The sequence below is a fragment of the Xenorhabdus taiwanensis genome, assembly GCF_036512875.1.
Lineage (GTDB): Bacteria > Pseudomonadota > Gammaproteobacteria > Enterobacterales > Enterobacteriaceae > Xenorhabdus > Xenorhabdus taiwanensis.
Genome location: NZ_AP028978.1, coordinates 3,704,343 through 3,731,253 on the forward strand (window position 1 = coordinate 3,704,343; position 26,911 = coordinate 3,731,253).

Genomic DNA, 26,911 nt, shown 5'->3' on the forward strand with positions numbered 1-26,911 from the left:
TCCCTGATAACATGCCATATCATGACAAATAAGGAATAAATATGTTAAAAAACAATACATTAACAAGAATCGTGTTATCTGCAATATTGAGTATAACGCCAATATTTGCGTTTGCTCATGACATCACCTTAGAACAACCTGTTCCCGCTATCAGTGTGACAGATAAAGGTGAGCTGTTGCTAAACGATGGTAAGTTCAACTACCAAAATTGGAGCAGTACTGAACTGTCGGGAAAAGTAAGAACAATCCAGCATATTGCCGGTCGTAGTTCCGCAAAAGAGATGAATGATCCCCTGATCCAGGCATTGAAGGATGCTGATTTACCCAAGGATAAATATCAAACCACCAGCATCGTGAATACCGATGATGCTATTTTTGGCACTGGTGTTTTTGTTCGCAATAGTATCGAAGACAGCAAAAAACAGTTCCCGTGGTCACAATTTATTATCGATAGTAACGGGCTGGTTAAAAAGGCTTGGGGACTGGAACTCAAAAGTTCGGCAATCATTGTGCTGGATAAAAATGGTAAGGTGAAATTCGTCAAAGATGGCAAATTAAGTGACCACGAAATTACACACGTTATCAGCCTAATTAAAGAAGAATTGGAAAAATAGCCTATTGCCCATAGGGATGGGTAATTTACCATTATAAATTTTTTTTATTAAATAAATTTAAGATAAATTATCTGTCATACCCCCATATATTTTTATCACCCTCCCCTCTGCCTTCGGGCAAGGGGATTGGGAAGCATTAGAAACTCACCTTCTCTATATCTATGGGTTCCACGTTAACTATGTAGAAAAGTACAGCTTAGTATTGAAAGCCTAATGGTACAAAGCCTTCCCTTTTGCCCGGTTATTGGCACAAGCAGTTTCACCAGCTCACAAAGTCAAATTTCAAGTAGGTGCTATTTCAGTGCCTTATACTACAGCTATAGCTTATATTGTGTCAGATAGTATGCCTTTAGTGGCGAGATGTATCTTAAAAGTAATAACTAATTAATTAGTTATTACTTTTTATACTACAAATAACTATTGAAATAGTTTATATAGGGTATTATTTTTCCAATGGGAATTACTTCCTATACCTTACCTAACAAAGAAATGAATTTTTAATCAAATAAAAGATTAAATTACCTTTAATATCAGTAAAATGCGTTAATTTCACTACTATTATAGAGAATAATTATCACAATAACTGAGGGTAAAGAAAATGAAAAAGTGCATCTCTATCGCATTATGCGCGGCTTATTTTGTATTTGTTCCTCTTAAAGCAAATGCTTTTGTTTGTAGCCCTTTCCAATCAGATGATGAATACCTTGCTTGTGTATTGAATTGCGCCCAACAGTGGTGGGTTCCTACGCTTATGTGTATTTAACTCTGAAAATTATCGTGGATAACTTAGGTTATGTAGGCGGCTCTAGGCACGGAGTCGCCTCAATAGGTATACAATCGATCTCTGCATTGAGCCACATTCAATATGGCTTTGAAGTGGTTACTCTTACTGAACTAATTGATATCGATAAAATAAGCACTAATACAAACGTTAAAATGGCTCCTCATAGTAAGCCATTATCAGTTCAGCATCAAAAAACTCTGACTCTAAACCCTGGATTCAGGAAAGATTCACGCGGCGTGTAATTGAGTGTTTTCCCTTCCCAATCCGTCACATGTGCCCCCGCAGCAATCGCAATGGCATGGCCGGCACCCGTATCCCAGATGTTGGTTGGCCCAAAGCGTGGGTAAAGTTGAGCTTTTCCCTCTGCAACCATGCAGAACTTAAGTGAAGAGCCTATCGCAAGTGTATCGTGCACCCCTAGCTGGGAAAGATAATCTTGCAACTCCTCATCGTCCTTGTGAGAACGACTGACTACCACAACTGGCGGCTTTGCAGGCATAACTTTAATGGGAAGCGTTTGACCATTGGTCTCTTTCCTTGCCTGACGCCCTTGCCCTGAATATAAGACATCCTGTACAGGAACATAGACAACTCCCATCACAGGTACACCATTTTCTACCAATGCGATATTGACGGTAAATTCACCATTGCGGCGAATAAACTCTTTCGTGCCATCCAATGGATCAACCAGCCAATAACGCTGCCAATTTTTCCGCTCTTCCCATGCAGGTGGATCTTCTTCTGATAACAACGGAATATCAGGTGCAATGCGCAACAATCCCGCCTTAATGATCTTATGAGCTGCAATATCCGCAGCAGTAACAGGTGAATCATCCATTTTATGCTTTACTTGCAACGGTTGCTCAGCCTGATAGACCTCCATGATCGCCGCGCCTGCTTCCCGTGCCAATTGGCAGATCTGTTGTAGCATCATACACCTCTGCGTTTGTTGTTTGGCTATACTACTTGAAACACCATTTTTAACGCATTTTTTACCGGAATGGTGAATATTTTATTCATCCATCATTCCCAAATACAGCTAAAAAATAGCCGGTTAACCGGCTATTCAATAAGTTACAGAATTTCCAATAATTCCACTTCGAAGATCAGCGTGCTATAAGGGGGAATGGATGCACCTGCCCCACGCTCACCATACGCCAGATTGTGCGGAATATAGAGTTCCCATTTGGAACCGACTGGCATTAAGGTCAACGCTTCAATCCAACCCGGGATCACGCCGCTAACAGGGAATTCTGCTGGTGTACCACGCTGTACTGAACTATCAAATACGGTGCCATCGATCAGGCGACCCGTGTAGTGAACACGAACACGGTCAGTACGAGCGGGAATAGCGCCATCACCTTGTGTCAGAACAGAAAATTGCAGACCAGATTCAGTGCTGCTTACGCCTTCACGCTGAATATTTTCTGCCAGAAATTTTTTGCCTTCTTCTGCCATCTCCTGCTGACGTTCACGACGAACACTATCAGCACGTTCATGTATCTCACGTAGCGCACGATGCAGTTCTTCTACCGGAATAGCAGGAGAACGGCTTTCCAGCGCATCACACAACCCTGCTAACAGTGCTTCTGGTTCTAACCCTTGTAAACCAGATTCCTGTAATTGCTGCCCAACCTGCAAACCAATACCGTAACTTGCCCGCGCTTCAATAGACTCAAAAGAAGGTTTTGTCATGAAAGTACCTGTTATTAAATGAGTGAAACCTCAAGCATAACAGCACTGTCTGGATGGGTAAACGCGTTAAAGTGGGTAATAATAATGTAAGGCACCAATTCTTGAAGTATAACTGCTACCAGGCCTTATGTTTGGGGGCATGTTTTTACGACACAAAACAAAAACGCTGGCAATGCCAGCGTTTTTTGTCACATGTTCTTCAGCTAATCAGCGATTAAGCTTCTGGAACGATGTTAACGTTCAACTGTGCGAATACATCGCTGTGTACCTGGAAGTGAACTTCGTGTTCACCAACAGTACGCAGAACGCCGTTAGACAGGCGAACTTCGCTCTTAGATACTTCAACACCAGCAGCAGTCACTGCATCAGCGATATCACGAGTACCGATAGAACCGAACAGTTTACCTTCGTCACCTGCTTTAGAAGCGATAGTGACAGAACCCAGTGCATTGATTTTCTCTGCACGAGCTTCTGCTGCTGCCAGAACGTCAGCCAGTTTAGCTTCCAGTTCAGCACGGCGAGCTTCGAAGAATTCGATGTTTTTCTTAGTTGCAGGAACAGCTTTGCCCTGTGGTACTAAGAAATTACGGGCATAACCCGCTTTAACGTTAACTTGGTCACCCAGGCTACCCAGGTTAGCTACTTTATCAAGCAGAATAATTTGCATTACCTTATCCTCTCAAAGTCGTTAATGGACTGAACCTATTACTGATGGCGATCAGTGTAAGGCAACAGAGACAGGTAGCGCGCACGCTTGATAGCACGAGCGAGCTGACGCTGGTATTTTGCACGAGTGCCAGTAATACGGCTTGGTACAATTTTACCGCTTTCGGTAATGTAGTTTTTCAGCGTAGCAATATCTTTATAATCGATCTCTTGTACGCCTTCCGCAGTGAAGCGGCAGAACTTGCGACGACGGAAATAACGTGCCATTTGGCTAGTCTCCAGAATCTATCAATTCAATCTGCTCGGCATGTAGAACCAGTTTGCTAAGACCATTGCGCCCATAATGGGAATTAATGAATCCTGAAACCGCTATTCGACTGCCGACCGTTATACTGTGAGTATATTCCTGTAACAACTGTCCGCTGGCAATAACGGGCATTCTGCACCATGATTGCCTGCTAAATCCGGCTTCCTGTTGCTGTGAACGATGTTCAAGCACAAACTGACAATGCGGAATACCAGATGGACTGACTCTTCGTATCGGTGCCTTGCACACTGTGCCTGTAAGCACCAAACGATTGGTTGTCACGGTAATTACTCTTCAGAATCCCCAGCTTCATCAGCATCATCAACCAGGTCTTCTTCCAAGACCAGATCACGGCTGCGACGTTCGTCTTTAGCCTTAACCATTGGTGATGCTTCAGTTACTGCGTGCTTAACGCGCATAACCATGCTGCGGATAACGGCGTCGTTGAAGCGGAAGTTAGTTTCCAGCTCATCAATCGCTTCTTGTGGCGCTTCAACGTTCATCAGAACGTAGTGAGCCTTGTGCAGTTTGTTGATTGGGTAAGCCAGTTGACGACGACCCCAGTCTTCCAGACGGTGAATCTGACCTTGCGCGTTAGCGATAGTCGCACTGTAACGCTCGATCATGCCCGGAACTTGTTCGCTTTGGTCAGGATGGACCATAAAAACGATTTCGTAATGACGCATTGATTGCTCCTTACGGATTATTCAGCCTCCTGTCAGGGTCAGCCGTGGCCCATGGAGGCAAGGAACGTGTTTAGTACGGCTGAAAAATCGACGCGTCACTATACCCGTACAATATAAAAAACTCAATAAAGAATTACCGGGCGCTTCTCTGACGCACGATTTCAAACAGGCATACCCCTGTAGCAACCGATACGTTCAAAGAAGAGACTGATCCCGCCATAGGAATACTGACCAATTCATCACAATGTTCGCGAGTCAATCGGCGCATACCTTCTCCTTCCGCTCCCATCACCAGCGCCATCGGTCCGGCCAACTTGCTTTCGTATACAGAATGCGTGGCTTCACCGGCAGTGCCGACAATCCAGATATTGTGTTCTTGCAGTAAACGTAGTGTCCGGGCAAGGTTAGTCACACGGATCAGCGGTACACTTTCTGCCGCACCACAGGCCACCTTTTTGGCGGTAGCATTCAATTGGGCAGAACGATCACGAGGGACAATAATGGCATCAACCCCCGCCGCATCCGCTGTACGCAAGCAAGCTCCCAGGTTATGTGGATCGGTGACACCATCCAATACCAGCAGGAATGGACGCTCCAGCCGAGATAACAAATCCGGCAGATCATTTTCCTGATACTGACGCCCCGGCTTGACGCGTGCAATGATCCCTTGATGGACGGCACCTTCTGTCTGGGCATCCAACCATTGGCGGTTAGCAATTTGTACAGCAATACCGATACCGTCTAACTCCTGCAATAATGGGGTTAAACGGCGATCTTCACGCCCTTTCAGCACATAAACTTCCATGAAGCGTTGTGGATCACGCTCCAACAAAGCTTTAACGGCATGGATACCGTAGATAATTTCACTCATGACTGACTGATACCTGCCTCACTGATATTTTAAGATATCTAAAAATAGAGGGCGGCAAGATCCGCCCTGTTTGATGATTGTATGGATTAATTTTTATCGGCTAGTTTTTACTAGCGATTAGCTGGCACTTTTTTTCGCGCGCTTCGCTTTCAGTTTTGCCGCAATTTTTTTAGTCTCGTTTGACGGTTTTTTCTTTTTGCCTGACTTAGCCTCTTTAGGCTTTTCCGTACCTTTCTTTTTACGAAAGGCGCTATCTGGTTCAAAGTTGGCTGATTTTTTATGATCACTGCCTTTTTTACCCTTTTTACGCTCTGGCGTACCTTTTTTCGCCTTATCGCGTGCTGTTTTCCCCTGATGACGCGCTTTACGGGTTGTTGAAAGTAAGGTGAAATCAATATTACGTTCATCCATATGAACTGCTTCCACCCGAATTTCTACTTCATCACCGAGACGATAAGTTTTCCCCGAAGACTCACCAATCAAGCGCTGGCCGACATTATCATACCGATAATAATCGTTATCCAACGTCGAAATATGCACCAAGCCATCAATAAACAGATCATTCAAACGGACAAAGAAACCGAAGCCCGTCACGCTGGTAATCAATCCGGTGAAAACATTACCCACCTGATCTTGCATGAAATCACATTTCAGCCAGTCTGCCACATCCCTTGTCGCTTCGTCAGCACGGCGCTCAGTCATGGAACAGTGGTCACCCAATTGCAGCATCTGTTCCATATCGTTGTGCCAACCTCCTGTTGGCGTCCCGCGATGTTCAACAGCACCCTTTTCTTGCTCTTGTGCCAATAAGTATTTGATCGCTCGATGCAGAGCCAGATCAGGGTAGCGGCGGATTGGTGAAGTAAAATGAGAATAAGAACGCAATGCCAAGCCAAAGTGTCCCCGATTCTCCGGCTCATAGATCGCCTGCTTCATAGAGCGCAGCAGCATAGTTTGCAGTAACTCGTGATCCGGTCGATCAGCGACTTGTTTCATCAATTGCGCATAGTCTTTCGGTTCTGGTGTCATACCACCCAACAAACTCAATCCCAACTCATTGAAGACTGAGCGCAGGTTCAGGATACTCTCTTCTTTTGGTCGATCATGGATGCGATATAACGCGGGCTCATGGTGTTTTTCAACAAAGCGAGCGGCGGCAATATTCGCTAAGATCATACACTCTTCGATAAGTTTATGCGCATCATTGCGTACAACAGGTTCTATACGCTCAATACGACGCTCTGCATTAAAGATAAACTTGGCTTCTTCCGATTCAAACGAAATAGCGCCACGCTGTTCACGGGCGTGTTCCAATGCTTGATAAAGCTCATGCAGATGTTCTATATGCTGCACCAGCGGCTTGTAGTGCTCACGCAATTCTTGATCACCCTGCAAAATCTTCCAGACTTTGGTATAGGTCAAACGAGCATGTGAATTCATCACTGCTTCATAAAACTTATAGGAAGAGAGTTTACCCTGGGCGGACACAGTCATTTCACACACCATACACAGGCGATCAACTTCTGGATTGAGAGAGCACAATCCATTAGACAGCACTTCCGGCAGCATAGGTACAACCTGGGATGGGAAATAAACCGAATTTCCACGGCTACGTGCTTCTGTATCCAAAGCTGTTTGCGGACGAACATAGTAGCTGACATCAGCAATCGCTACCCACAACCGCCAACCACCACCCCGTTTTCTTTCGCAATATACCGCATCATCAAAGTCTCGTGCATCTTCGCCGTCAATCGTCACCAATGGCAACGCTCGTAAATCTACACGGCCTTGTTTGGCCGATTCCGGTACATCTTCATCCAAACCAGTGATCTGTTTTTCTACCAACGGCGGCCAGCTATGTGGAATTTCATGGGTACGCAGCGCAATCTCAACCGCCATGTTCGTTCCCATCGTTTCACCCAACACTTCAACAATTTTGCCGATGGCTTTAGTCCGGCGGGTCGGGCGATTTGTCAATTCAACCACCACAACGTTACCCATTCTTGCCCCGCAAGTGACTTCTTTTGGGATCAAGATATCGAAACAGAGGCGGCTATCATCAGGGACGACAAATCCCATGCCCGCATCCATAAAATACCGGCCAACAATCTGGCTACTCTTTGGCTCCAAAACCCGCACAATACGCACTTCAATGCGGCCTCTTCTGTCTGGTCGCAAGGGCTGTGCCAGTACCACATCACCGTGGATAGTCATTTTCATCTGCTCGGCTGGCAGGAAATAATCTTCTTTGTGGCCTTCCACACGCAGAAAACCATAGCCATCACGGTGTCCAATCACCGTACCTTTCAATAAATCCAGCCGCTCTGGTAACGCATAACATTGCCGGCGGGTAAAAACCAATTGTCCATCACGTTCCATTGCCCGCAAACGGCGGCGCAGTGCTTCCTGTGCATCTGGAGTGGTTAACTGAAGTTCTTGTGCTAATTCCTGACGGCTTACCGGAGTGGCATGTTTAGAAATGATATCCAAGATGTATTCACGGCTTGGGATAGGAGATTCGTATTTTGCAGCCTCTCGTTCCTGAAAAGGATCTTTTGACATCGTCATTCCTCTATTGTCATCAGCAAGCTGTTTATCCCCTTGCTTCACTTCACTAAAAGTAATTGATAAAGGGGACGATTGTCTTTGACCATATCGGCCACAGTATGTTTATCCAACTCTTCCAAAAAATTTTCTACCGCTTGATTCAAGACTGACTTTAAGCGACATGCAGGCGTGATTTGACAGGCGCTACAATCAACCAATGACAGAGGCTCCAATGAGCGAACCACATCACCAATTCTGATCTCATTGGCAGGTTTTCCTAGACTGATGCCGCCATTTTTTCCCCTGACAGCATTAACTAACCCTAAGTGACTCAGTTGGTTGATGATCTTTACCATATGGTTACGTGAGACACCATAAACTTCAGTGACTTCTGTAATACTCGTCATTTGGCCTGCTGGTAAAGAGGCCATATAAATCAAGGCACGTAATCCATAATCAGTAAAACTGGTTAACTGCACATTCACCTCTGGGAGACTGAATATCACGGAGCTTATTTGGAACCAAAAATAATATATGTTTATTGGTTTTCGTTAGTTGATCATCATTATGTGGGTATTTTGAAAATTAAGCAAAACGAGAGAAAACAAAAACCGGGCGATAAGCCCGGTTATGTGCGCCGAAAAGATCGATCTATCGATTAAGCGTCAAAGGGATCACGCAGGATCATGGTTTCTGCACGATCTGGACCTGTAGAAATAATATCAACAGGAACGCCTGTCAGCTCTTCTACACGTTTGATGTAGTTCAGTGCTGCTTGTGGCAATTGGCTGTGATCTTTCACACCAAAAGTGCTTTCATCCCAACCAGGCAGGGTTTCATAGACTGCTTCAAGACCTTCCCAGTTTTCTGCGGCCAATGGCGTCGTATCAATGACAGTGCCATCAGGCAGGCGATAACCAACGCAGATTTTCACTTCTTTCAAGCCATCCAATACATCCAGCTTAGTCATGCAGAAGCCAGACAGGGAGTTGATTTGGATCGCGCGACGAATAGCAATGATATCCAACCAGCCAGTGCGACGGCTACGACCTGTAGTCGCACCAAATTCCTGACCTTTCTGACGCAGGTATTCACCTGTTTCATCAAACAACTCAGTTGGGAATGGGCCGGCCCCTACACGGGTAGAGTAAGCCTTGATGATACCCAGTACATAGTCAACATAACGTGGACCCAGGCCAGAACCCGTTGCAACGCCACCCGCAGTGGTGTTGGAAGAAGTCACATAAGGATAGGTACCGTGGTCGATATCCAGCAGAGTACCCTGCGCCCCTTCGAACATAACCAATTCACCTTTCTGGGTTGCTTTGTACAGCAAGTCAGAAACGTCAACTACCATGCCCGTCAGAATATCGGCAACAGCCAAAATGTCATCTAAGGTTTTCTGGTAATCAACAGCAGGTTCGTTATAGTAGTTAACTAACTGGAAGTTGTGGTAGTCGATGATTTCTTTCAGTTTGACAGCAAAAGCTTCTTTATCAAACAGATCACCAACACGCAGACCACGACGTGCGACTTTGTCTTCGTACGCAGGACCAATACCACGGCCTGTTGTCCCAATCGCCTTGGCACCACGCGCTTTTTCGCGGGCGTTATCCAATGCAACATGGTAAGGCAGGATCAGCGGACACGCTTCAGAAATAAGCAGGCGCTCACGTACAGGAACCCCACGTGACTCAAGCTCTTTCATCTCTTTCATCAAAGCATCTGGTGCTAAAACGACCCCATTTGCGATAATGCTAATGACATTTTCACGTAAGATCCCGGACGGGATTAAGTGGAGAACGGTTTTTTCACCGTTGATGACTAGTGTATGGCCTGCGTTATGGCCCCCTTGATAACGAACTACGTATTTAGCCCGTTCAGTCAGCAAGTCGACGATTTTACCCTTGCCCTCGTCACCCCATTGGGTGCCCAATACGACAACGTTCTTACCCATTTCAAAAGTTCACTCGGTTGCTTAAAAATGGATTCTACCATCTCATTTAGCACCTTTCAGTATTTTTTGTTACTTCTTGTTATTTCGTTTAATTATATAAAAAGAGTTATGAGTAATCTTTTTGCAATAATAGCGGTATATAAAAAAGCCACTGTCATTTTTTTACAGTGGCTTACAGTAGGTTAAGAAGATTTTACTTCACAGGGGCTTTCATATAACGGAAGAAGTCAGTATCTGGACTGAGTACCATTACATCATTGCCGTTATTCTTGAAGCTCTTCTCGTAAGCACGCAAACTACGGATAAATGCATAGAACTCAGGATCTTGGTTGAATGCATCCGCAAATAGTTTAGTGGCCTCCGCATCACCTTCACCACGTAATACCAATGCTTCGCTCTGTGCTTCTGCCCTGATTTCAGTTGCTGTTTTATCAGCAGCAGCCCGGATCTTTTCTGCTTCTTCCGAACCTTCTGAACGCAGGAGACGCGCCTCTGCTTCACGGTCAGCACGCATACGCTGGTAAATAGCCTCTGAAATTTCCTGTGGCAAGTTGATCTGTTTGATACGAACGTCAACAACTTCAATACCTAAGGCAGCCATGCTGTTTGGATTAACGGCAGGTTGCTTGCCTTTTGTCTCTTTTTCTACCAAGGCCGCAGCAGAGGCAATCGCATTATCGACATCTGTTGCATCATCTTCTTCGTGGGTTCCCCGATTCAGGGCATCACGCACATCGGTAGTCAAACGACCACGGGAATCAGTCACAATGCCGCGTACATCAAGGCGACCAATTTCAGAACGCAAACGGTCACTGAATTTACGTCCCAGCATCATTTCAGCTCGGTTAATATCACCGTTACTTGTTGCCAGATAGTAACGACTGAAATCATTAATACGCCACTTCAAGTAAGAGTCAACAATCAGGTCCTTATTTTCACGTGTCAAAAAACGGTCAGCCGTGATATCCAGAGTTTGGATACGAGCATCAAGGGTTTTAACCATTTCCACAAACGGAATTTTGAAATGCAGACCTGGCTCATAAATGATAGGTTTATTCTCTGCATCACGTACAACCTTACTAAAACGCAACACAATGCCACGTTCGCCTTCTTTAACAGTAAAGATTGATGAATAGAGAACAACCAATACCGCAATAATCGCAACAATAAATGAATTACGCATGATTATGGTCTCCCCATTCTGACCGTATCACCGCGCAGGTTATCGCTACCACCATAAGTGTTAGATTCCCGTTGTGGCGTAGATTGATTCTGACGAATAATCTTCTGTACTGCTGTATTACTGGACGTATTTTGCTGAACTTGTGCCTGATCTTTCACAATTTGATCTAACGGCAATAACAGCATGTTATTACTCTTCTCGTTTGCAATGATTTTACGTGTATTGCTCAACACACGTTCCATCGTCTCGATATACAGACGTTCACGAGTAATTTCTGGAGCCGCCTTATATTCAGGTAAGATTTTGGCAAAACTTGCCACTTCACCCTTAGCATTCAATACAGCGCTAACTTTATAGGCTTTGGCATCCTCAATAATACGCTGTGCTTCACCTTTCGCTTTAGGTAATACTTCGTTCTCGTAAGCTCTGGCTTCACGAATGGTTTGCTGCTTCTGTTCACGCGCTGCAATCACATCATCGAATGCAGCCTTAACTTCTTCTGGTGGACGAGCAGCCTGGAAGTTTACATCGACCACAGTAATACCCATATTGTATGGACGGATAGTCTCTTCCAATACTTTCTGTGTATCGTTACGGACAATAGTACGCCCTTCCGTCAGGTTGGTTTCCATCGAATATTTGCCAACAACACCGCGCACAGCACTGTCTGTAGCCTGGCGCAAGCTATCATCAGGATTGGTAACACTGAAGAGATAAGCTGCTGGATCAGTAACACGGTATTGAACGTTCATTTCAGCCAATACCACGTTTTCATCTGAAGTCAGCATGGCACCCGTCGTTGCCAAATCGCGAACAGATTCAACGTTAACCGCCCTGACATGATCGATGAACGTCATTTTCCAATTCAAACCAGGCTGTACAACATGATTAAACTTACCAAATCGAGTTACTACGCCACGTTCTGTTTCTTTAATCGTATAGAAACCACTTACAACCCAGACAGCAATTGCAGCAGCAGCGGCAAGACCAATAAGACGCCCACCAAATTTAGGGTTCTGCCCAGAACCATTTCCACCTTTGTTTCCACCGAGACCACCGAGTTTTTGACTCAGTTTACGGAACAGATCGTCGAGATCAGTTGCCCCACGGTTACGACCACCTTTATTGTTGCCGCCGGAGTTGCTGCCATTATTATTGCTGCTTCCCCACGGGTCGCGGTCCTGTCCGTTATTACCGGGCTGATTCCACGCCATGTTTTAGCTCCACTTTCTAGTTTTTACTGGTTTTTCAGAGGTGACTGCTCTCCACCCAGATGGGTGAGGCTTCCCACTTCACAGGCCGTTGCCTGTCACTGACAGGTTTGACAGCGGCCTCCGTGGGCAGAAACGACGAACTTCATCGTTTTTGTAAGCAACCAATATTATTGGGTGATAACTTTTGACAGTGCTGACCTGTCACTGCAATTCTGGCACAGTCATTTCATCACCGCCATTTCATCTCTGCCACTCCATAACTATAAGCACCTTGAAATGACGGATAAAATGATACCTTGTTTGTTGTCTTGCGCCAATCAATCAGACAACATAGTCGGGTAATTTGGGTTCTTGTTTACACAAACGACGCCAATCGACCATTGGCATTCTGACTTCAACACCAACCTGACCATTTTCTTCCATCCATTCACATTCAATAGCTTGAAGCTGATAAAAACGACTCCGCAGGCGCCCTGCTTCAGGTGGAAGGTGCAATTTATAGTGCGCAATTTCACCTGAAAGATGCTCAGTCAACGCTTGCAATAACAGAGGAATTCCTTCGCCAGTTTGTGCAGACAACCAAACTCTGACAGGCCGATTTTCTTCATCACGATCAATGCGGGGAATAAAATCTTCTAACATATCGATTTTATTCATCACCATCAGCGAAGGGATTTCATTGGATTCAATCTCTTCAAGGACACTGTCAACAGCGATAATGTTTTCATCAAAGCGAGGATCAGCCGCATCAACCACATGTAACAATAATCTCGCTTGCCGAGTTTCCTGCAAAGTCGCCTTGAATGCTGCCACCAAATCATGGGGTAAATGGCGGATAAAACCGACTGTATCAGCCAGAACAACTGTACCAACATCATCCACCTCTATTCGGCGCAGTGTCGGATCCAGAGTGGCAAAAAGCTGGTCAGCCGCATAAACTCCAGCAGAAGTTATTTTATTGAATAAACTGGATTTTCCGGCATTGGTGTAACCAACAAAAGAGACCGTTGGGATATCGGCTTTATTACGTGCCTGGCGCCCCTGTTCACGCTGCTTTTCAACTTTGTTAAGGCGTCCCAAAATCTGTTTGATTTTGTCACGTAGCATACGGCGGTCACTTTCCAGCTGGGTTTCCCCAGGCCCACGCAGCCCGATCCCCCCTTTTTGGCGTTCAAGGTGAGTCCAGCCCCGGACCAGACGGGTGGACAGATGACGCAATTGTGCTAATTCGACTTGTAACTTACCTTCGTGCGTCCTTGCCCGCTGGGCAAAAATATCCAGAATTACCCCCGTGCGATCAACGACACGGCATTGGCACAAGCGTTCAAGATTACGTTCCTGAGCAGGACTGAGGGCATGGTTAAACAACACCACATCTGCACCGCTGTTCTTGACAGCTTCAGCAATTTCCTCTGCCTTGCCCTCTCCGACAAAATATTTCGGATGAGGTGCCTTCCGGCTTCCCGTTACAATCTGCACAGGAGAAACACCAGCGGAAGTTACCAATGATTCGAATTCACTGAGATTTTCCGTATCTTTTTCCTGTGAGAAGAAAACATGCACCAGAACGGCTAATTCTCCGCCTTCATAACGATCAAACAACGGTGCAACTCCCCAGGCTGAGTAAAAATCCAATAAGAAAAAACATAGGTAAAGTCTCCCTACCTATGTTTTTATTTTCAGGCACGGTTACTGATTTATTCAGCGCCATCGCCTTCCTGTTGTACTGCTGGGTTAGTACCAGCATGATAATTTCCAACGCCAGTTGGCACATTCTGGTTGTTACCATGATGAGACACAGGACGGGAAGGTACAACCGTAGAGATGGCATGCTTATAAACCATCTGGCTAACCGTGTTCTTCAGTAAAATGACAAATTGGTCAAAAGATTCAATCTGACCCTGCAATTTGATGCCGTTTACCAAATAAATAGAAACCGGGACCCTTTCACGCCGTAAAGCGTTCAGGAATGGATCTTGCAAAGATTGCCCCTTAGCCATTCTATATTTTCCTTATTTGTTGTTTTTAACTAAGAACCGATTGGTTCGAAAAAGTAACTACTCAAAAATGACACTTTGTACTGATCACTGATACTGATCAATTGTACACAATCAATGAATTTATGTACTAATAACCTGCATGACTGTGTTTAGATTTTGTTTAGGTTGATCGCTATCCAACCAGGCCACATTGTCCCAACTCCTGAGCCACGTGATCTGACGCTTCGCCAATTGGCGTGTCGCACAGATACCACGATAAACCATCTCATCATGAGAAATTTCGCCCGCGAGGTAAGACCACATCTGACGATAACCAACACAACGAATGGAGGGTAAATCTGTATGCAAATCACTACGAGCATAAAGTGCTTTTACCTCATCTTCAAACCCTGAATTGATCATTTGTTCAAAACGGGCTGCGATACGCTGATGCAAAATTTCACGACTTGTCGGCGCGATCGCAAACTGATGAACTCGATAAGGTAATATTTCTCCAGACGTTTCAGTCAACTCAGTTAGAGTTTTACCCGAAATTCGAAAAACTTCCAGTGCACGAGTAAGACGTTGTGGATCATTAGGATGAATCCTTGCCGCAGAAATGGGATCAATTTCCTGTAATTGTCGATGTAACACATCCCATCCCAACTCTGCTGCCTGTTGTTCAATCTGCGCCCTAACCACAGGATCTGCGGAAGGCAAAGGCGATAATCCTTCCAACAATGCTTTGAAATATAGCATGGTTCCACCAACCAGAAGTGGTATTCTCCCGGCCGCCGTGATATCTGCCATTTCTTGCAATGCATCACGGCGAAAATCAGCGGCAGAATAGACTGCCGCAGGGTCAAGAATATCGATCAAACGATGAGGTGCCAGGGCCTGCTCTTCTGCGGAAGGTTTTGCTGTCCCGATATCCATTCCACGATAAATCAACGCAGAATCGACACTGATTAATTCAACCGGAAGATGCTGGCGCAAGGCGATCGATAACGCCGTTTTCCCTGAAGCCGTCGGCCCCATGATAAAAATGGCTGTCGGCAGATGTTGAGTTTTTAAATCACTCATGATTAAGGAATGCCACCACTGCTTGTAAATCAATTAACTGTAATAACCCATCCGGCGGCGATCCCACCAGTTGAGGGCAAAGGCGTTCGACATCAGCCAAAAGCTGGATGGCTTGCGCGATGTTCCACGTTTTATGCTCGCTATCCACGTAACGGGAAAGCCAACTGGCAACCTGCTCAACAGAAGCGGCTGACTGTTCCCCAAGATAGCCCAACAGTTCCGGCAAGAGTTTCGGCAGGTTCTGTTGACGCAGAGGCAACGATACCGCATGAATGGTTACTTTTCCATGTGCGACTGTCGATTCAATGCCAAAAGTCTTTAATAAGTCACTATTCCGCTTTAAGACACTCATTTCTGCCTGATTAAGGGCAAGTTTCAGTGGGATCAATAATGGCTGGGATTTAAGCCCCTGTTCTCCGGGGGTCAGTTGCGCCTGTTTCAACCAGCGTTCAGCAACTGGCAGGGACAGCAGCCCGATTCCCGATGAGGATTCGATCAAAGCATAACAACCTGCATAGATACACAATACTTTTCCAAAGCTATGTTTCCCCTGTCCCGATGGCACAGGAACAGCAGAAACCGATACCCCTTCCCGCACGCCCCGCTCTGGAAATAACGGACGTTTTTCTTCCGAGGAGAATTGCATCATTTTTTGGTACAACTCCCCCTGTTTTTTCTGGTAGCTTTCCTCATGATGCATTTGCTGTGTACCACGATCATGATGCTCATGACGCCGTGAAGGTGCCTCATCTGCTTGCTCAATACGCTTGCGGGTAAAGTGGTTTTCTCCCGCAGAAGGGCGATTCTCCGGCACCCAGCTTGTAGCACTTTCCTGACAACCAAGCGCCAATTCATCCCCCGCGCCGCGTTGTTTCAATACCGCAGCCACCCCCTGATAAATAAAATCATGTACCAGGCGAGCCTGATGGAAACGCACTTCATGTTTGGCTGGATGTACATTGACATCCACCTGACGCGGATCGATTTCGAGATACAAAACATAAGCGGGTTGCTGCTCCCCCTTAATCAAATCCTGATAAGCTTGACGAATCGCATGGTTAATCAGGCGATCCCGCATCATGCGCCCATTGACATAGCAATATTGGATCTCACTCACTGCCGTATTGACCGGATCTACAACCCAGCCCTTAATCGACAAAGAATCATGCTGCCATGACAACGCCAGCGCCTGTTGCACAAAAGCGGCCCCACAAATGGCTGCCAGACGCCGTTCATGCTGAGATTCATCTTTCGCAGGACGATACTGGCGCACCAATTTCCCATTGTGATTCAGGTTAATGGCGACATCCAACCGCGCCAAAGCTATCCGGCGCACGACTTCATCAATATGACCAAATTCCGTTTTTTCTGTTCTCAGGAATTTTCGGCGGGCAGGCGTGTTATAAAACAGATCCAACACTTCAACCGTTGTTCCCACAGGATGAGCAGCAGGTTTTATCGTGACGTCCATATCACGGCCTTCGGCATAAGATTGCCATGCTTCTGCCTGACTTTCAGGACGGGAAGTTAATGTCAGCCTCGAAACAGAACTGATACTCGCCAAAGCTTCCCCACGGAAGCCCATACTGACAATCGCTTCCAAATCATCCAATGACGCAATTTTACTGGTTGCATGGCGCGCCAGTGCCAGCGTCAAATCCTGCTCACTGATCCCACAGCCATTATCACGAATTCGGATCAGCTTTGCGCCACCCCGTTCAATATCAATATCAATACGGGTTGCACCGGCATCAAGGCTATTTTCCACCAACTCTTTCACTACAGAAGAAGGGCGTTCAACCACTTCACCGGCAGCAATCTGGTTTGCCAATTGTGGGGGTAATATCTTGATAGCCATAATTTGACCTTACTTACAATTCAGCACTTATCAGACCTGTTCTGATAAGCGTATATTTGGTTACTTTGGCGCAGCTTGCAATGGATTAGCCAGAAAATAGTGACGTAATCCCGAATGAATAGCCTGTGCCAGTTTTTCCTGATACTGATTGGAGCCTAATAACCCTTCTTCAGACACGTTACTGATAAAGCCTGTCTCCACTAAAATGGATGGAATATCCGGTGAACGCAAAACCCCAAGGCTTGCATGTTCCGGTGTACGTTTATGCAGGGAACCAATTCTGGATAGCTGGCTCAATACCTGCATGGCAACGTCATAACCAACCCGCTGTGAATGCCCAAATTGCAAATCTAATACGGCCTTACTCAGATACGGATCAGTACCATTGGCAAGAGCATCTCCCGCTCCCCCCAGTAATTCTGATTGTTTTTCATGCTGTTCCAGCCAATTTCCCAATTCACTGTTTGCACGGCGGTTGGAGAGCACCCAAACAGAAGCACCTCTGGCACTGCGATTGGGAGCTGCATCGGCATGAATTGATACCAGTATATTGGCTTTATGTTTACGGGCGACTTCAGAACGCCCCGCTACAGAGATAAAATAATCGCCATTTCGCGTCAACACAGGCGTAAACATGGGATCATTGCGCAAAAGGGCTTCCAATTTACGGGCAACATTAATCGTGACATTCTTTTCTTTCAGCCCCCGTTGCCCAATCGCCCCAGGATCTTGCCCTCCATGCCCCGCATCAATGGCAACGACAATCGGGCGGGACACTCTTCCTTGTGCAGATTGGGCAGCCTGTTTCTTCACACCTTGCTCACGGTGATTCGATACTGGCTTAGTTTCTTTTCCCGTAAGTTGACCATTATTTGTAAGTGATCGCTTACTTTCATTTTGTAAGGCATGGTTAGTTGATACTGGTGAATTGTTCACTACTCCAGCGGTTTTCAGTGTCATCATCACTTGCGATTTATTGCCGACATTTTTCACCGCCGATGTAGCTGTGGCCTTATGTGCTAACTCCAACACCACCCGCTGATGATGTGCATCAGGTGGCTGGCTGGAACGTACCAGTTTTACCAGATTCTGACCAGATAAACGCATCGGTAGCCCAATAATTTTACTGGATTGACGGATATCCACCACCAACCGTTCAGGAGAATGCAAAGAAAAGAACCGATAATCAGGATGCCCACCAGCGAATTCCAGCGTTACAACGGCCTCAGATGGACCATTCTTCACATGAATATTCGACAGCGTAGCCGCCGATGCTGTCGTCATAACCAACTGGTTCAACATGAAAAACAAAACACAGGCCATCACCCAACAGGCACGCCATTTTTTTACCACATCCACGAAAAAGGCATTCATCATGATCGGGTATTCCTTCATAAGGACTTCAAATGATCCAACAGACTTTCACCATATTCAGATAACGCAACAAAATGTGCCTGACGCCCGTCACTGTCATAACTCAGGTACAACTCAATATCTGCATCAGGCAAAACGCCAGCGCCCTGCTGGGGCCACTCCACCAGACAAATAGAGTCCTGATGGAAATAATCCCGGATCCCCATAAACTCCAGCTCTTCAGGATCAGCCAGACGGTAAAGATCGAAATGATAGACAGGCCGTGGTTGTAAGGCATAAGGCTCGACTAACGTATAAGTCGGACTTTTCACATGCCCCTGATGGCCGAGAGCTTGCAGAAAACCACGGCTGAATGTGGTTTTTCCCGCACCAAGATCGCCATATAGATAAATAACATAGCCGCGATCGCCAACTGCCGCCACTGCATTACCCAACGCAACTGTGGCATTTTCATTTGGAAGTGATAAAACGAGTTCTTTCATTGAAAAATATCTGTTTTGATTTATTGAATTAGAAACTAACAGGTAGACATATCAGTTAAATAGCTTAACCAGTAACCATAACATAATTCAGACATTATCATTTACTATCTTCTGTGCTACTGTAACAGCTATATGCCACATTTTTTGTATTCAATTCCCTCTGTGTTAAACTAATCCCTCTCTTTCAGCAGTAATTTGATATTTCATGACAACCCCCCTCGATCTGCATCTTCTGGCAACCAACATCAAGCAATGGGGTCTTTCTCTTGGCTTCCAGCAAATCGGCATCTGTGACACCGATTTATCGGCAGAAGAGCCGAGGCTACAGGAGTGGCTTGATAAGCAATATCATGGCGAAATGGACTGGATGGCTCGTCACGGCATGATGCGCGCCCGTCCTCATGAGCTTCTGCCAGGAACTTTACGGGTTATCAGTGTACGCATGAATTATCTGCCGGCTAAAGCAGCGTTTGCCAGTACGCTTAACAACCCGCAAATGGGTTATATTAGCCGCTATTCGTTGGGTCGAGATTATCATAAACTGCTGCGTCAGCGTCTCAAAAAACTGGGCGATAAGATCCAAGAATATTGCAGCGCTCATGAATATCAGGGAACTTTGAATTTTCGTCCTTTTGTCGATTCCGCTCCGATTATGGAACGCCCACTGGCAGAAAAAGCGGGACTTGGTTGGGTTGGTAAACACTCACTTACATTAAATCGTGAATCCGGCTCCTGGTTTTTCCTTGGTGAATTGCTGATTAATCTTCCCCTGCCCATTGATGCTCCGCAAGAGGAACAATGTGGGCGCTGCGTGGCTTGCATGACAACTTGTCCAACGGGTGCCATTGTTGAGCCTTACACCATCGATGCCAGACGCTGCATCTCTTATCTGACCATTGAATTGGAAGGTGTCATTCCAGAAGAATTTCGCCCACTCATGGGCAACCGAATTTATGGCTGCGATGATTGCCAGCTTATTTGCCCCTGGAATCGTTTTTCTCAATTAACAGATGAAGCTGACTTTAGCCCACGTGCCGCACTACATACCCCTGACCTGCTGGCGTTATTTAATTGGAGTGAGGAAAAGTTTCTGCGTATCACGGAAGGTTCGCCAATTCGCCGTATTGGGTATTTGCGCTGGTTACGCAACATTTCCGTCGCCTTAGGCAATGCCCCCTATCAAGATGATGTCGTATTAGCGTTGGAAAAACGGTTCGGCTTAAGTGAAGTTTTGGATGAACATATCCACTGGGCGATAACCCAACAAATGGCTCGCCGGAACGCTAATGCCATTGAAGTTCAAACCTCACAACAAAAACGATTGATAAGAGCAATAACCAAAGGCCTGCCCAGAGATGCATAATAATTAGACAGTTAAATTTCTGGTAAAAAAAGCCGGTCATTTCCTTGTGAATAAAATGAAAATACTTTGCTGATCAACCAACAAACAGAAAATAAATATTGATCATGTTATTTTTAAATTAGGTTAATTACTTTAATTAATCAATAAGTTAAGTTTGAACTGTAGTTGTGAATGGTAATTCAAAAAAAACACACACAAAGAAGCCTCCTGTGGATAACTCTGTGTAATAAGTAGAGTCTCATCAGGTGACTAAATAGAGTGATAATGTTAAAAACTGTGGATAAAAAACAAGAATTGAGTTCTAGTCACGAACACCAGAAATCAGCAGCAAAGTAATAGTTCGCTCACTCATTCTAGACGCTAACAGAGAAATTTTCCTCTGCCCATTCAAAAATGAGGCGGCATTATGGACCTGTTGGAACAGGATAGCAAGCGCTTTATCGACAATTTATTTTGAGTGGGGCTTGCAATAAGTGCCAACATTTCACGCTGGCACTTTCTTTGCTAACTCTCCCTTACCACTACATCTCCATACCCCAAATTAAAGTATTCTTATCTTCTCCACCAATGCTCTGGACGCTTCCCAATCGTACTGCTTGTAAAGACGCCCTAACATCTGATAAGGGGCGCCTGCATAAAACAACTCATATTGGAGATGCCTTGAAGCAAACTCTGACCCAACTGCATCCCACACCAACTTCATTAACCTAACCCTTTCTACCGGAGAAGCAATTGACGAATATTGGGTTTTCTCAATGATGCCTAAAATCTCACTATCTTCGAAATCTGCCTCGCTTGATGGCAACATCAAAATACCACCACCAGCCAATTTCCTTATCGTTTCTAATACATTGGGATAGATTGACTGTGAAATAACTCGATACGTATAAAGCAGCGTTTTATCCGGCACATAAAACCCGTTATAAATTTTGGGACAATGGAGTACACTATTAAACAGCCCCTCAACATTCATTGCATAACAGGCTAACTGTGCAAGTGATTCCTTCACTGCGGGGATCTGCTCAACACCGTTTGTTTCAGCCATAGCCTGAGCTAATCCGGCCAAAAAATGTAACTTCACAGCATAACGAGCCAGGCTTTGGGTATCCATCATCACTTCTGTTGCCGTTGAATCTAACTGAGAGAGACACATCTCAATGTTTTCGAAGACAAATACCCTTTCCCAAGGCACCAGCACATCATCAAAATAGATCATTGAATCATTTTCATCGAACCGAGACGATAGTGGGTAATCTTTGGGATTTGCCCCTAATTCGTAAGATTTTCTTGAAATAATTTTGATGCCTTTGGTATTAAGTGGCATAGCGAAAGAGAGTGCATATCGCTCATCAATTCCCTGTTTAAGGGGATAATGCGTACCAACCAAAACTTCATCTGCCAGAGCGGCTCCCGTTGCCAACATTTTTGCCCCTCTGACAATAATTCCCTTAGCATTCTTCTCCACTACACCAAGAGTATGGTAAATATTCTTAGTATGTTCACCAGGCGTTTTTGAACGGTCACCTTGTGGGTTAATCAACGCATAAGTCAAATAAAGATCTTTTTCACTCACATAGGAAAAATAATTTCGCAAAGCATCGGCCCGTTCTTGTGAATAAGATTCAAATAACTCAATATGCGTTATCATTCCTGTAAGAGCTGATGCAACATAATCAGGACTTCTTCCGAGCCAGCCAACCGTCTGCTTAGCCCACTCATATGCGGCATGACCACGAGCAATTAATTTTTCCGGTGTAGACGGCAATTGCCAATATAAGCCAATCTGCTCACCTGCTTCTGTCTTAAAAGTCATATTGTCGGCATGTTCAACTTTATAATCATATAAGTTCGCAACCGACCTAATGGCATTCTTAAACGCTGGATGATCTACATGATTTGTGATCTTCTCCCCATTAATAAAAATAGTTCGACCATCACGCAAATCATCAAGATACCTTTCTCCAGTTCTTATCATCTCTTCTATACTCCTATCGCGAGCTACGATTTTTCAAAGGTTAAGAAAAGAGGTTTTTTAATCAGCACCAGCAATTAATACACGAAGATAATTACTCCTATTTAGGACGAATATAACGACAATACAGATGTTAAATATCGCAAAAGGCGAGAATCTATGAATGTCACTAATACCGACTGCAATTATTCTACAGATGCAAGATCTCAATGGTGATCATGAGGAATATTACCGTTCCAGTGCTAACAAAAAATTTTACTTTTCAATGCACTGAAATATATTCTTGTGAATTAGTCAGAAAAGCGATATCAAATTCCAGCGCTATCGTGATAATGAGTAATAGATAGATTAACTTAATCAACATTAAATAGATAAAATACAATCACAAACGTAAATATTCTTATTGGAGGAAAAATAACAGAATGGAGGAAATTGGAGCGGGAAACGAGACTCGAACTCGCGACCCCAACCTTGGCAAGGTTGTGCTCTACCAACTGAGCTATTCCCGCGTCGCTGACAGCTAATCTTATTAGCCTGAGATGCCTGAATGCTGAACTTGAATCCTGTTAACCTTATGAGTTATAGGTAATTCTTAGATCCTGCATATCAGGAATGGACGCCATTATGAACATGTTAAGATAGAATGGCAAGTCCTTTGCATTTACTCTCATGCTAAACGCTCAAAAGACACACACTCCTGTCTGGCACAAAAAATTCATACCATCACCCCAACAGTTATCTGGAATACCAGATAGCACGGAGTTAACATTAAATAAACAATTAACCAACATCTAATAAGATTTATGCTTGTACTAACGATTTTGTGGAAATAGATTAACAACAATTTTCGTTGTTAATTAGATAATTATTCTCTTAAGAGAGGGTCAGGAACATGGCTCGATATTATCAATCTAAATTTGTCACGGGCACTGAGGCGCTGGTTGACCTTCTACTCGCTCAAGCTGAGTTGGATGAAATCCACAATCTCAATACCGCGGGATTCGTTTCAGGGTATCGTGGCTCTCCTTTAGCCCGCTTAGATCAAATATTATGGCAACACAGCAAAGAACTTATTCAGGCCAACATTCGCTTTCAACCTGCCGTCAATGAAGATCTCGCAGCCGATGCACTGATAGGAACACAAAAAGTCGAAACAGATCCAGACAGGCAGGTTAACGGCGTTTTTGGTATGTGGTACGGCAAAGGACCAGGCGTCGACCGTTCCGGTGATGCACTTAAACATGGCAATGCCTACGGCTCCTCTCCGCACGGTGGTGTGCTGGTTATCGTCGGAGACGATCACGGTTGTGTCTCTTCTTCCATGTCTCACCAATCTGATCTTGCGATGATGGCATGGAGTATGCCTGTTTTACACCCGGCATCAGTTGCCGATTATCTCGACGTCGGTTTATGGGGCTGGGCGGCATCACGTGTTAGTGGTACATGGTTTGGCTTTAAAGCAATCAGTGAAGTCGTGGAAAGTGGTGCCGTCAGAGAAAGCAAACCATTTCCTGATTATCAATTTCCCCAAGTTGATCCTGGCCCCGATGGGCTGCATTGGCGCTGGCCTGATCTCCCTGGCCCACAAATTGAAAAGCGCCTGCCCTATAAACTGAAAGCTGTCGAAGAGTTCGCTAAACTTAACCCCATTGATTACCTGCTCGCCCCCTGCGAACATCCACATGCTTTATTGGTAACGGTTGGTAAGGCCCATAAGGATGTTATGGAAGCTCTGCGTGTCGGGGGGCTCACACCTTCTGAACTGGCCCAGCAAGGCGTCGCTTTTCTCCATGTCCGTTTGGTTTATCCTTTATCACCGCTTCTCAGCGAGCTGGCTACCCAAGTCAGCCATATTTTTGTTATTGAAGAAAAAGCCGCTATCGTTGAGATGCTGCTCGCTCATCAATTAGTTAAATTACAGAAAATGACCAATCTGATAGGTAAGCATAACCATCTTGGTCAGAAATTGTTACCTGCTGACGTTGAACTACGCCCTTCACGGGTTGCTGCGCCACTTTCTGGATGGTTACAACAATTCAATTTATTTCTCTCCGTGCCACCAGAATGGTCAACAACTACCATTCCGCACGATGCAACGTTACCCAAACGTACACCGTATTTTTGCGCCGGATGCCCCCATAGCACTTCAACTCGCTTACCAGAAGGCAGCCAAGCTCAGCCTGGTATTGGATGCCATGTTATGGCTACGTGGATGGATCGCAACACCGGAAACGGTCTCTTGCCAATGGGGGGGGAAGGTGTCGATTGGATAGGACATGCCCCGTTTGTCAATCGCTCCCATGTCTTTCAAAACCTGGGAGATGGCACCTATTTCCATTCTGGCCACTTAGCCATTCGCCAAGCAGTCGCCGCAGGAAGCCACATTACTTACAAATTGCTGTTCAATGATGCTGTGGCGATGACAGGCGGGCAACCGCTGGATGGGAATATCACCCTATCGCAAATTGTTTCTTTAATGCTTGCAGAAGGTGTGAAAGAAGTGGTTGTCGTGACGGATGACATGGATAAATATAAAAACCGCTTTCCTGCCAATGTGAAGCTCTATGAACGAGATTATCTGGAAGATGTACAGAAGCGTCTTCGGGATATCGTTGGCGTAACGGTACTTATCTACGATCAAACCTGTGCCACAGAACTACGTCGTAAAAGAAAACGTGGTTTAGCGCCAAAAGTGACGCGGCACGCCGTCATCAATGAATTGGTCTGTGAGGGATGTGGTGACTGTCAAATACAATCAAATTGCCTTGCCGTAGTTCCAGTCAAAACACCTTTAGGCACTAAACGCAAGATAGACCAACACGTTTGCAATTCAGATCTGTCCTGCCTGAAAGGATTCTGCCCCAGCTTTATCACTGTCGAAAATGCTAACTCACGTGCAGATCTCAGTAAGATCATCACACAGACTGAGTTAGATAAAATTATCCACAAACTACCTCAGCCAACACTGGCTTCTGCCGAAACACCTTATGAAATCCTGTTAGTCGGTATCGGCGGTACGGGTATCGTCACCGCAGGACATCTACTTGCGAATGCCGCACAATTAGATAACTGCTTTGTCAGTCTGCTCAATTTTACCGGATTTGCGCAAAAAGGAGGGGAAGCCATAACCCATGTTCGGTTATGCCATAACAAGGATAAACTACATCAAGTCAGGATTGATCGCGGACGCGCTAATCTGGTTATCGCCGCCGATTTGGTGGCTGCAACAGGGCAAAATGCACTGGAAGTGATGTCAAGGGGATCAACAAAATGCATACTGAACACCCATGAAACCCAAATCGGCACTATGCTTCGCTCCTCTATGCTGGATTTAGATAATCCCAAAATGCGAGATACCCTGAATCAACATACACAAGCATTACTCTCCATTGATGCAGAAATAATGGCAGCTCATCTAGTCGGTGACAGAGACCAAACAAATATCATATTAATGGGTTATGCCTGGCAGCTCGGCAAGCTTCCAATCACATTATCTGCCATCAACAACGCAATGCAAGAGCTGGGAGTCTCAGCAGATAATGCCCGACGCGCTTTTTGTATAGGACGCATCGCGGCAGCACAACCCGATATTCTGCAAAAACACCTTAATATTACGCCGCAAGAAAATATAAAAAGTCTGGACGATCTCATTATGCATCGGTATCAATTTCTGGTTGATTATCAAAATGAAAGATATGCGATGCGTTATCTCAGCCGTATTGCTCAGGTTCAAATGGTAGCTCAGCAGATCGATGCAGAAGAAATTACTCAATCCATTGCTGAAAATCTATTCAAGCTAATGGCGTATAAAGATGAATATGAAGTCGCCCGACTCTACGTTAAAACCGGTTTTTTCGATAATCTCCGCTCGCAATTTGATAATACAGATACCATCCGTTTTCACCTCAGTCTTCCTCTCTTTAGTCGCAAAGATCCCCGTACAGGCCAACGCGGAAAAAAGGAATATGGTTCGTGGATCGTTCCTGTATTCCGTTTTCTTGCCGCATGTAAATCGCTGCGCGGCACTGTTTTTGATATTTTTGGCTATCAGGAGGAGCGTAAACAGGAAAGAAATTTACTGCTTGAGTATGAGCGATTAATTGATTTTTTAATCGAAAAAATGGAACGCAATAATTTGGCAACTTGCCTGCAACTTGCTGAGTTACCTACTCAGGTGCGGGGTTTTGGTCATGTGAAACAAAAAGCGATGAAACGCATGTTGGAAAGCAAAGAAGAGCTGTTGAAATCGTTATAAAAATAAGTTGGTAATCTATTA

The 26,911-nt window shown here is 45.1% G+C and carries 22 protein-coding genes and 1 tRNA gene; 3 read left to right on the top strand and 20 right to left on the bottom strand.

The annotated features are described in order from the left end of the window. The first annotated feature begins 41 nt into the window (after window positions 1-41). Window positions 42-614 (top strand): YtfJ family protein, encoded by a 573-nt coding sequence (locus ACE1SE_RS17245; RefSeq protein WP_374051914.1) that lies wholly within the window; start codon window positions 42-44, stop codon window positions 612-614. A gap of 971 nt (window positions 615-1,585) precedes the next feature. Here ACE1SE_RS17245 and cysQ read toward each other — a convergent pair. The 18 genes from cysQ to tsaE form a co-directional block, all read right to left on the bottom strand. After that, window positions 1,586-2,329 carry a 3'(2'),5'-bisphosphate nucleotidase CysQ gene (gene cysQ, locus ACE1SE_RS17250; protein WP_374053707.1) on the bottom strand — a complete coding sequence of 248 codons (744 nt, stop codon included), beginning with the start codon at window positions 2,327-2,329 and terminating at the stop codon, window positions 1,586-1,588. A 143-nt stretch (window positions 2,330-2,472) separates the two neighbouring features. Further along, window positions 2,473-3,093 (bottom strand): BamJ family beta-barrel-assembly machinery protein, encoded by a 621-nt coding sequence (gene bamJ / locus ACE1SE_RS17255; protein ID WP_193850782.1) that lies wholly within the window; start codon window positions 3,091-3,093, stop codon window positions 2,473-2,475. A gap of 214 nt (window positions 3,094-3,307) precedes the next feature. Further along, the gene (gene rplI / locus ACE1SE_RS17260; protein ID WP_045968259.1) at window positions 3,308-3,760 is read right to left on the bottom strand and encodes a 50S ribosomal protein L9; all 453 of its coding nucleotides are present in this window, start codon (window positions 3,758-3,760) and stop codon (window positions 3,308-3,310) included. A 38-nt stretch (window positions 3,761-3,798) separates the two neighbouring features. Then, entirely contained in the window at window positions 3,799-4,026 is a 228-nt protein-coding gene (gene rpsR, locus ACE1SE_RS17265) for a 30S ribosomal protein S18 (protein ID WP_000135199.1), read from the bottom strand. Between the two features lie 4 nt (window positions 4,027-4,030). Then, window positions 4,031-4,348 carry a primosomal replication protein N gene (gene priB / locus ACE1SE_RS17270; RefSeq protein ID WP_374051915.1) on the bottom strand — a complete coding sequence of 106 codons (318 nt, stop codon included), beginning with the start codon at window positions 4,346-4,348 and terminating at the stop codon, window positions 4,031-4,033. 5 nt (window positions 4,349-4,353) lie between these two features. Further along, window positions 4,354-4,752 (bottom strand): 30S ribosomal protein S6, encoded by a 399-nt coding sequence (rpsF, locus tag ACE1SE_RS17275; protein ID WP_374051916.1) that lies wholly within the window; start codon window positions 4,750-4,752, stop codon window positions 4,354-4,356. A 133-nt stretch (window positions 4,753-4,885) separates the two neighbouring features. Further along, window positions 4,886-5,623 (bottom strand): 23S rRNA (guanosine(2251)-2'-O)-methyltransferase RlmB, encoded by a 738-nt coding sequence (gene rlmB, locus ACE1SE_RS17280; RefSeq protein WP_374051917.1) that lies wholly within the window; start codon window positions 5,621-5,623, stop codon window positions 4,886-4,888. A 117-nt stretch (window positions 5,624-5,740) separates the two neighbouring features. Beyond that, window positions 5,741-8,185, bottom strand: coding sequence for a ribonuclease R (rnr, locus tag ACE1SE_RS17285; protein WP_374051918.1), 2,445 nt, complete (start codon window positions 8,183-8,185; stop codon window positions 5,741-5,743). A 44-nt stretch (window positions 8,186-8,229) separates the two neighbouring features. Next, on the bottom strand, window positions 8,230-8,649 hold the full coding sequence (gene nsrR / locus ACE1SE_RS17290) for a nitric oxide-sensing transcriptional repressor NsrR (protein ID WP_374051919.1): 420 nt from the start codon (window positions 8,647-8,649) through the stop codon (window positions 8,230-8,232). A gap of 179 nt (window positions 8,650-8,828) precedes the next feature. After that, entirely contained in the window at window positions 8,829-10,127 is a 1,299-nt protein-coding gene (locus tag ACE1SE_RS17295) for an adenylosuccinate synthase (RefSeq protein WP_374051920.1), read from the bottom strand. A gap of 193 nt (window positions 10,128-10,320) precedes the next feature. After that, on the bottom strand, window positions 10,321-11,310 hold the full coding sequence (gene hflC / locus ACE1SE_RS17300; protein WP_374051921.1) for a protease modulator HflC: 990 nt from the start codon (window positions 11,308-11,310) through the stop codon (window positions 10,321-10,323). 2 nt (window positions 11,311-11,312) lie between these two features. Then, window positions 11,313-12,524 carry an FtsH protease activity modulator HflK gene (gene hflK, locus ACE1SE_RS17305; protein WP_374051922.1) on the bottom strand — a complete coding sequence of 404 codons (1,212 nt, stop codon included), beginning with the start codon at window positions 12,522-12,524 and terminating at the stop codon, window positions 11,313-11,315. 321 nt (window positions 12,525-12,845) lie between these two features. Further along, complete coding sequence (hflX, locus tag ACE1SE_RS17310; RefSeq protein WP_374051923.1) at window positions 12,846-14,126, bottom strand: ribosome rescue GTPase HflX; 1,281 nt, start codon at window positions 14,124-14,126, stop codon at window positions 12,846-12,848. Between the two features lie 95 nt (window positions 14,127-14,221). Then, on the bottom strand, window positions 14,222-14,524 hold the full coding sequence (gene hfq, locus ACE1SE_RS17315) for an RNA chaperone Hfq (RefSeq protein ID WP_099132664.1): 303 nt from the start codon (window positions 14,522-14,524) through the stop codon (window positions 14,222-14,224). A 120-nt stretch (window positions 14,525-14,644) separates the two neighbouring features. Then, window positions 14,645-15,586 (bottom strand): tRNA (adenosine(37)-N6)-dimethylallyltransferase MiaA, encoded by a 942-nt coding sequence (gene miaA / locus ACE1SE_RS17320; protein WP_374051924.1) that lies wholly within the window; start codon window positions 15,584-15,586, stop codon window positions 14,645-14,647. After that, entirely contained in the window at window positions 15,579-17,444 is a 1,866-nt protein-coding gene (gene mutL / locus ACE1SE_RS17325; protein ID WP_374051925.1) for a DNA mismatch repair endonuclease MutL, read from the bottom strand. Before mutL ends, miaA begins: the two co-directional genes overlap by 8 nt. 60 nt (window positions 17,445-17,504) lie before the next feature. After that, entirely contained in the window at window positions 17,505-18,821 is a 1,317-nt protein-coding gene (gene amiB, locus ACE1SE_RS17330; RefSeq protein ID WP_374051926.1) for an N-acetylmuramoyl-L-alanine amidase AmiB, read from the bottom strand. A 14-nt stretch (window positions 18,822-18,835) separates the two neighbouring features. Beyond that, a complete protein-coding gene (gene tsaE / locus ACE1SE_RS17335) occupies window positions 18,836-19,300 on the bottom strand; it encodes a tRNA (adenosine(37)-N6)-threonylcarbamoyltransferase complex ATPase subunit type 1 TsaE (RefSeq protein WP_374051927.1) in 465 nt (154 codons plus the stop codon). Between the two features lie 205 nt (window positions 19,301-19,505). Between tsaE and queG the strand changes: the two genes are divergently transcribed. Further along, window positions 19,506-20,663: a tRNA epoxyqueuosine(34) reductase QueG gene (queG, locus tag ACE1SE_RS17340; RefSeq protein ID WP_374051928.1), complete on the top strand. Its 1,158-nt coding sequence runs from the start codon at window positions 19,506-19,508 to the stop codon at window positions 20,661-20,663. Between the two features lie 541 nt (window positions 20,664-21,204). On the opposite strand, the gene ACE1SE_RS17345 is transcribed toward queG, so the two are convergent. Further along, complete coding sequence (locus ACE1SE_RS17345) at window positions 21,205-22,638, bottom strand: 4-hydroxyphenylacetate 3-hydroxylase family protein (RefSeq protein ID WP_374051929.1); 1,434 nt, start codon at window positions 22,636-22,638, stop codon at window positions 21,205-21,207. Between the two features lie 430 nt (window positions 22,639-23,068). Next, window positions 23,069-23,144, bottom strand: a tRNA-Gly gene (locus ACE1SE_RS17350). 383 nt (window positions 23,145-23,527) lie between these two features. On the opposite strand from ACE1SE_RS17350, the gene ACE1SE_RS17355 reads away from it, so the two are divergent. After that, window positions 23,528-26,890 carry an indolepyruvate ferredoxin oxidoreductase family protein gene (locus ACE1SE_RS17355; RefSeq protein ID WP_374051930.1) on the top strand — a complete coding sequence of 1,121 codons (3,363 nt, stop codon included), beginning with the start codon at window positions 23,528-23,530 and terminating at the stop codon, window positions 26,888-26,890. Window positions 26,891-26,911 lie beyond the last annotated feature (21 nt).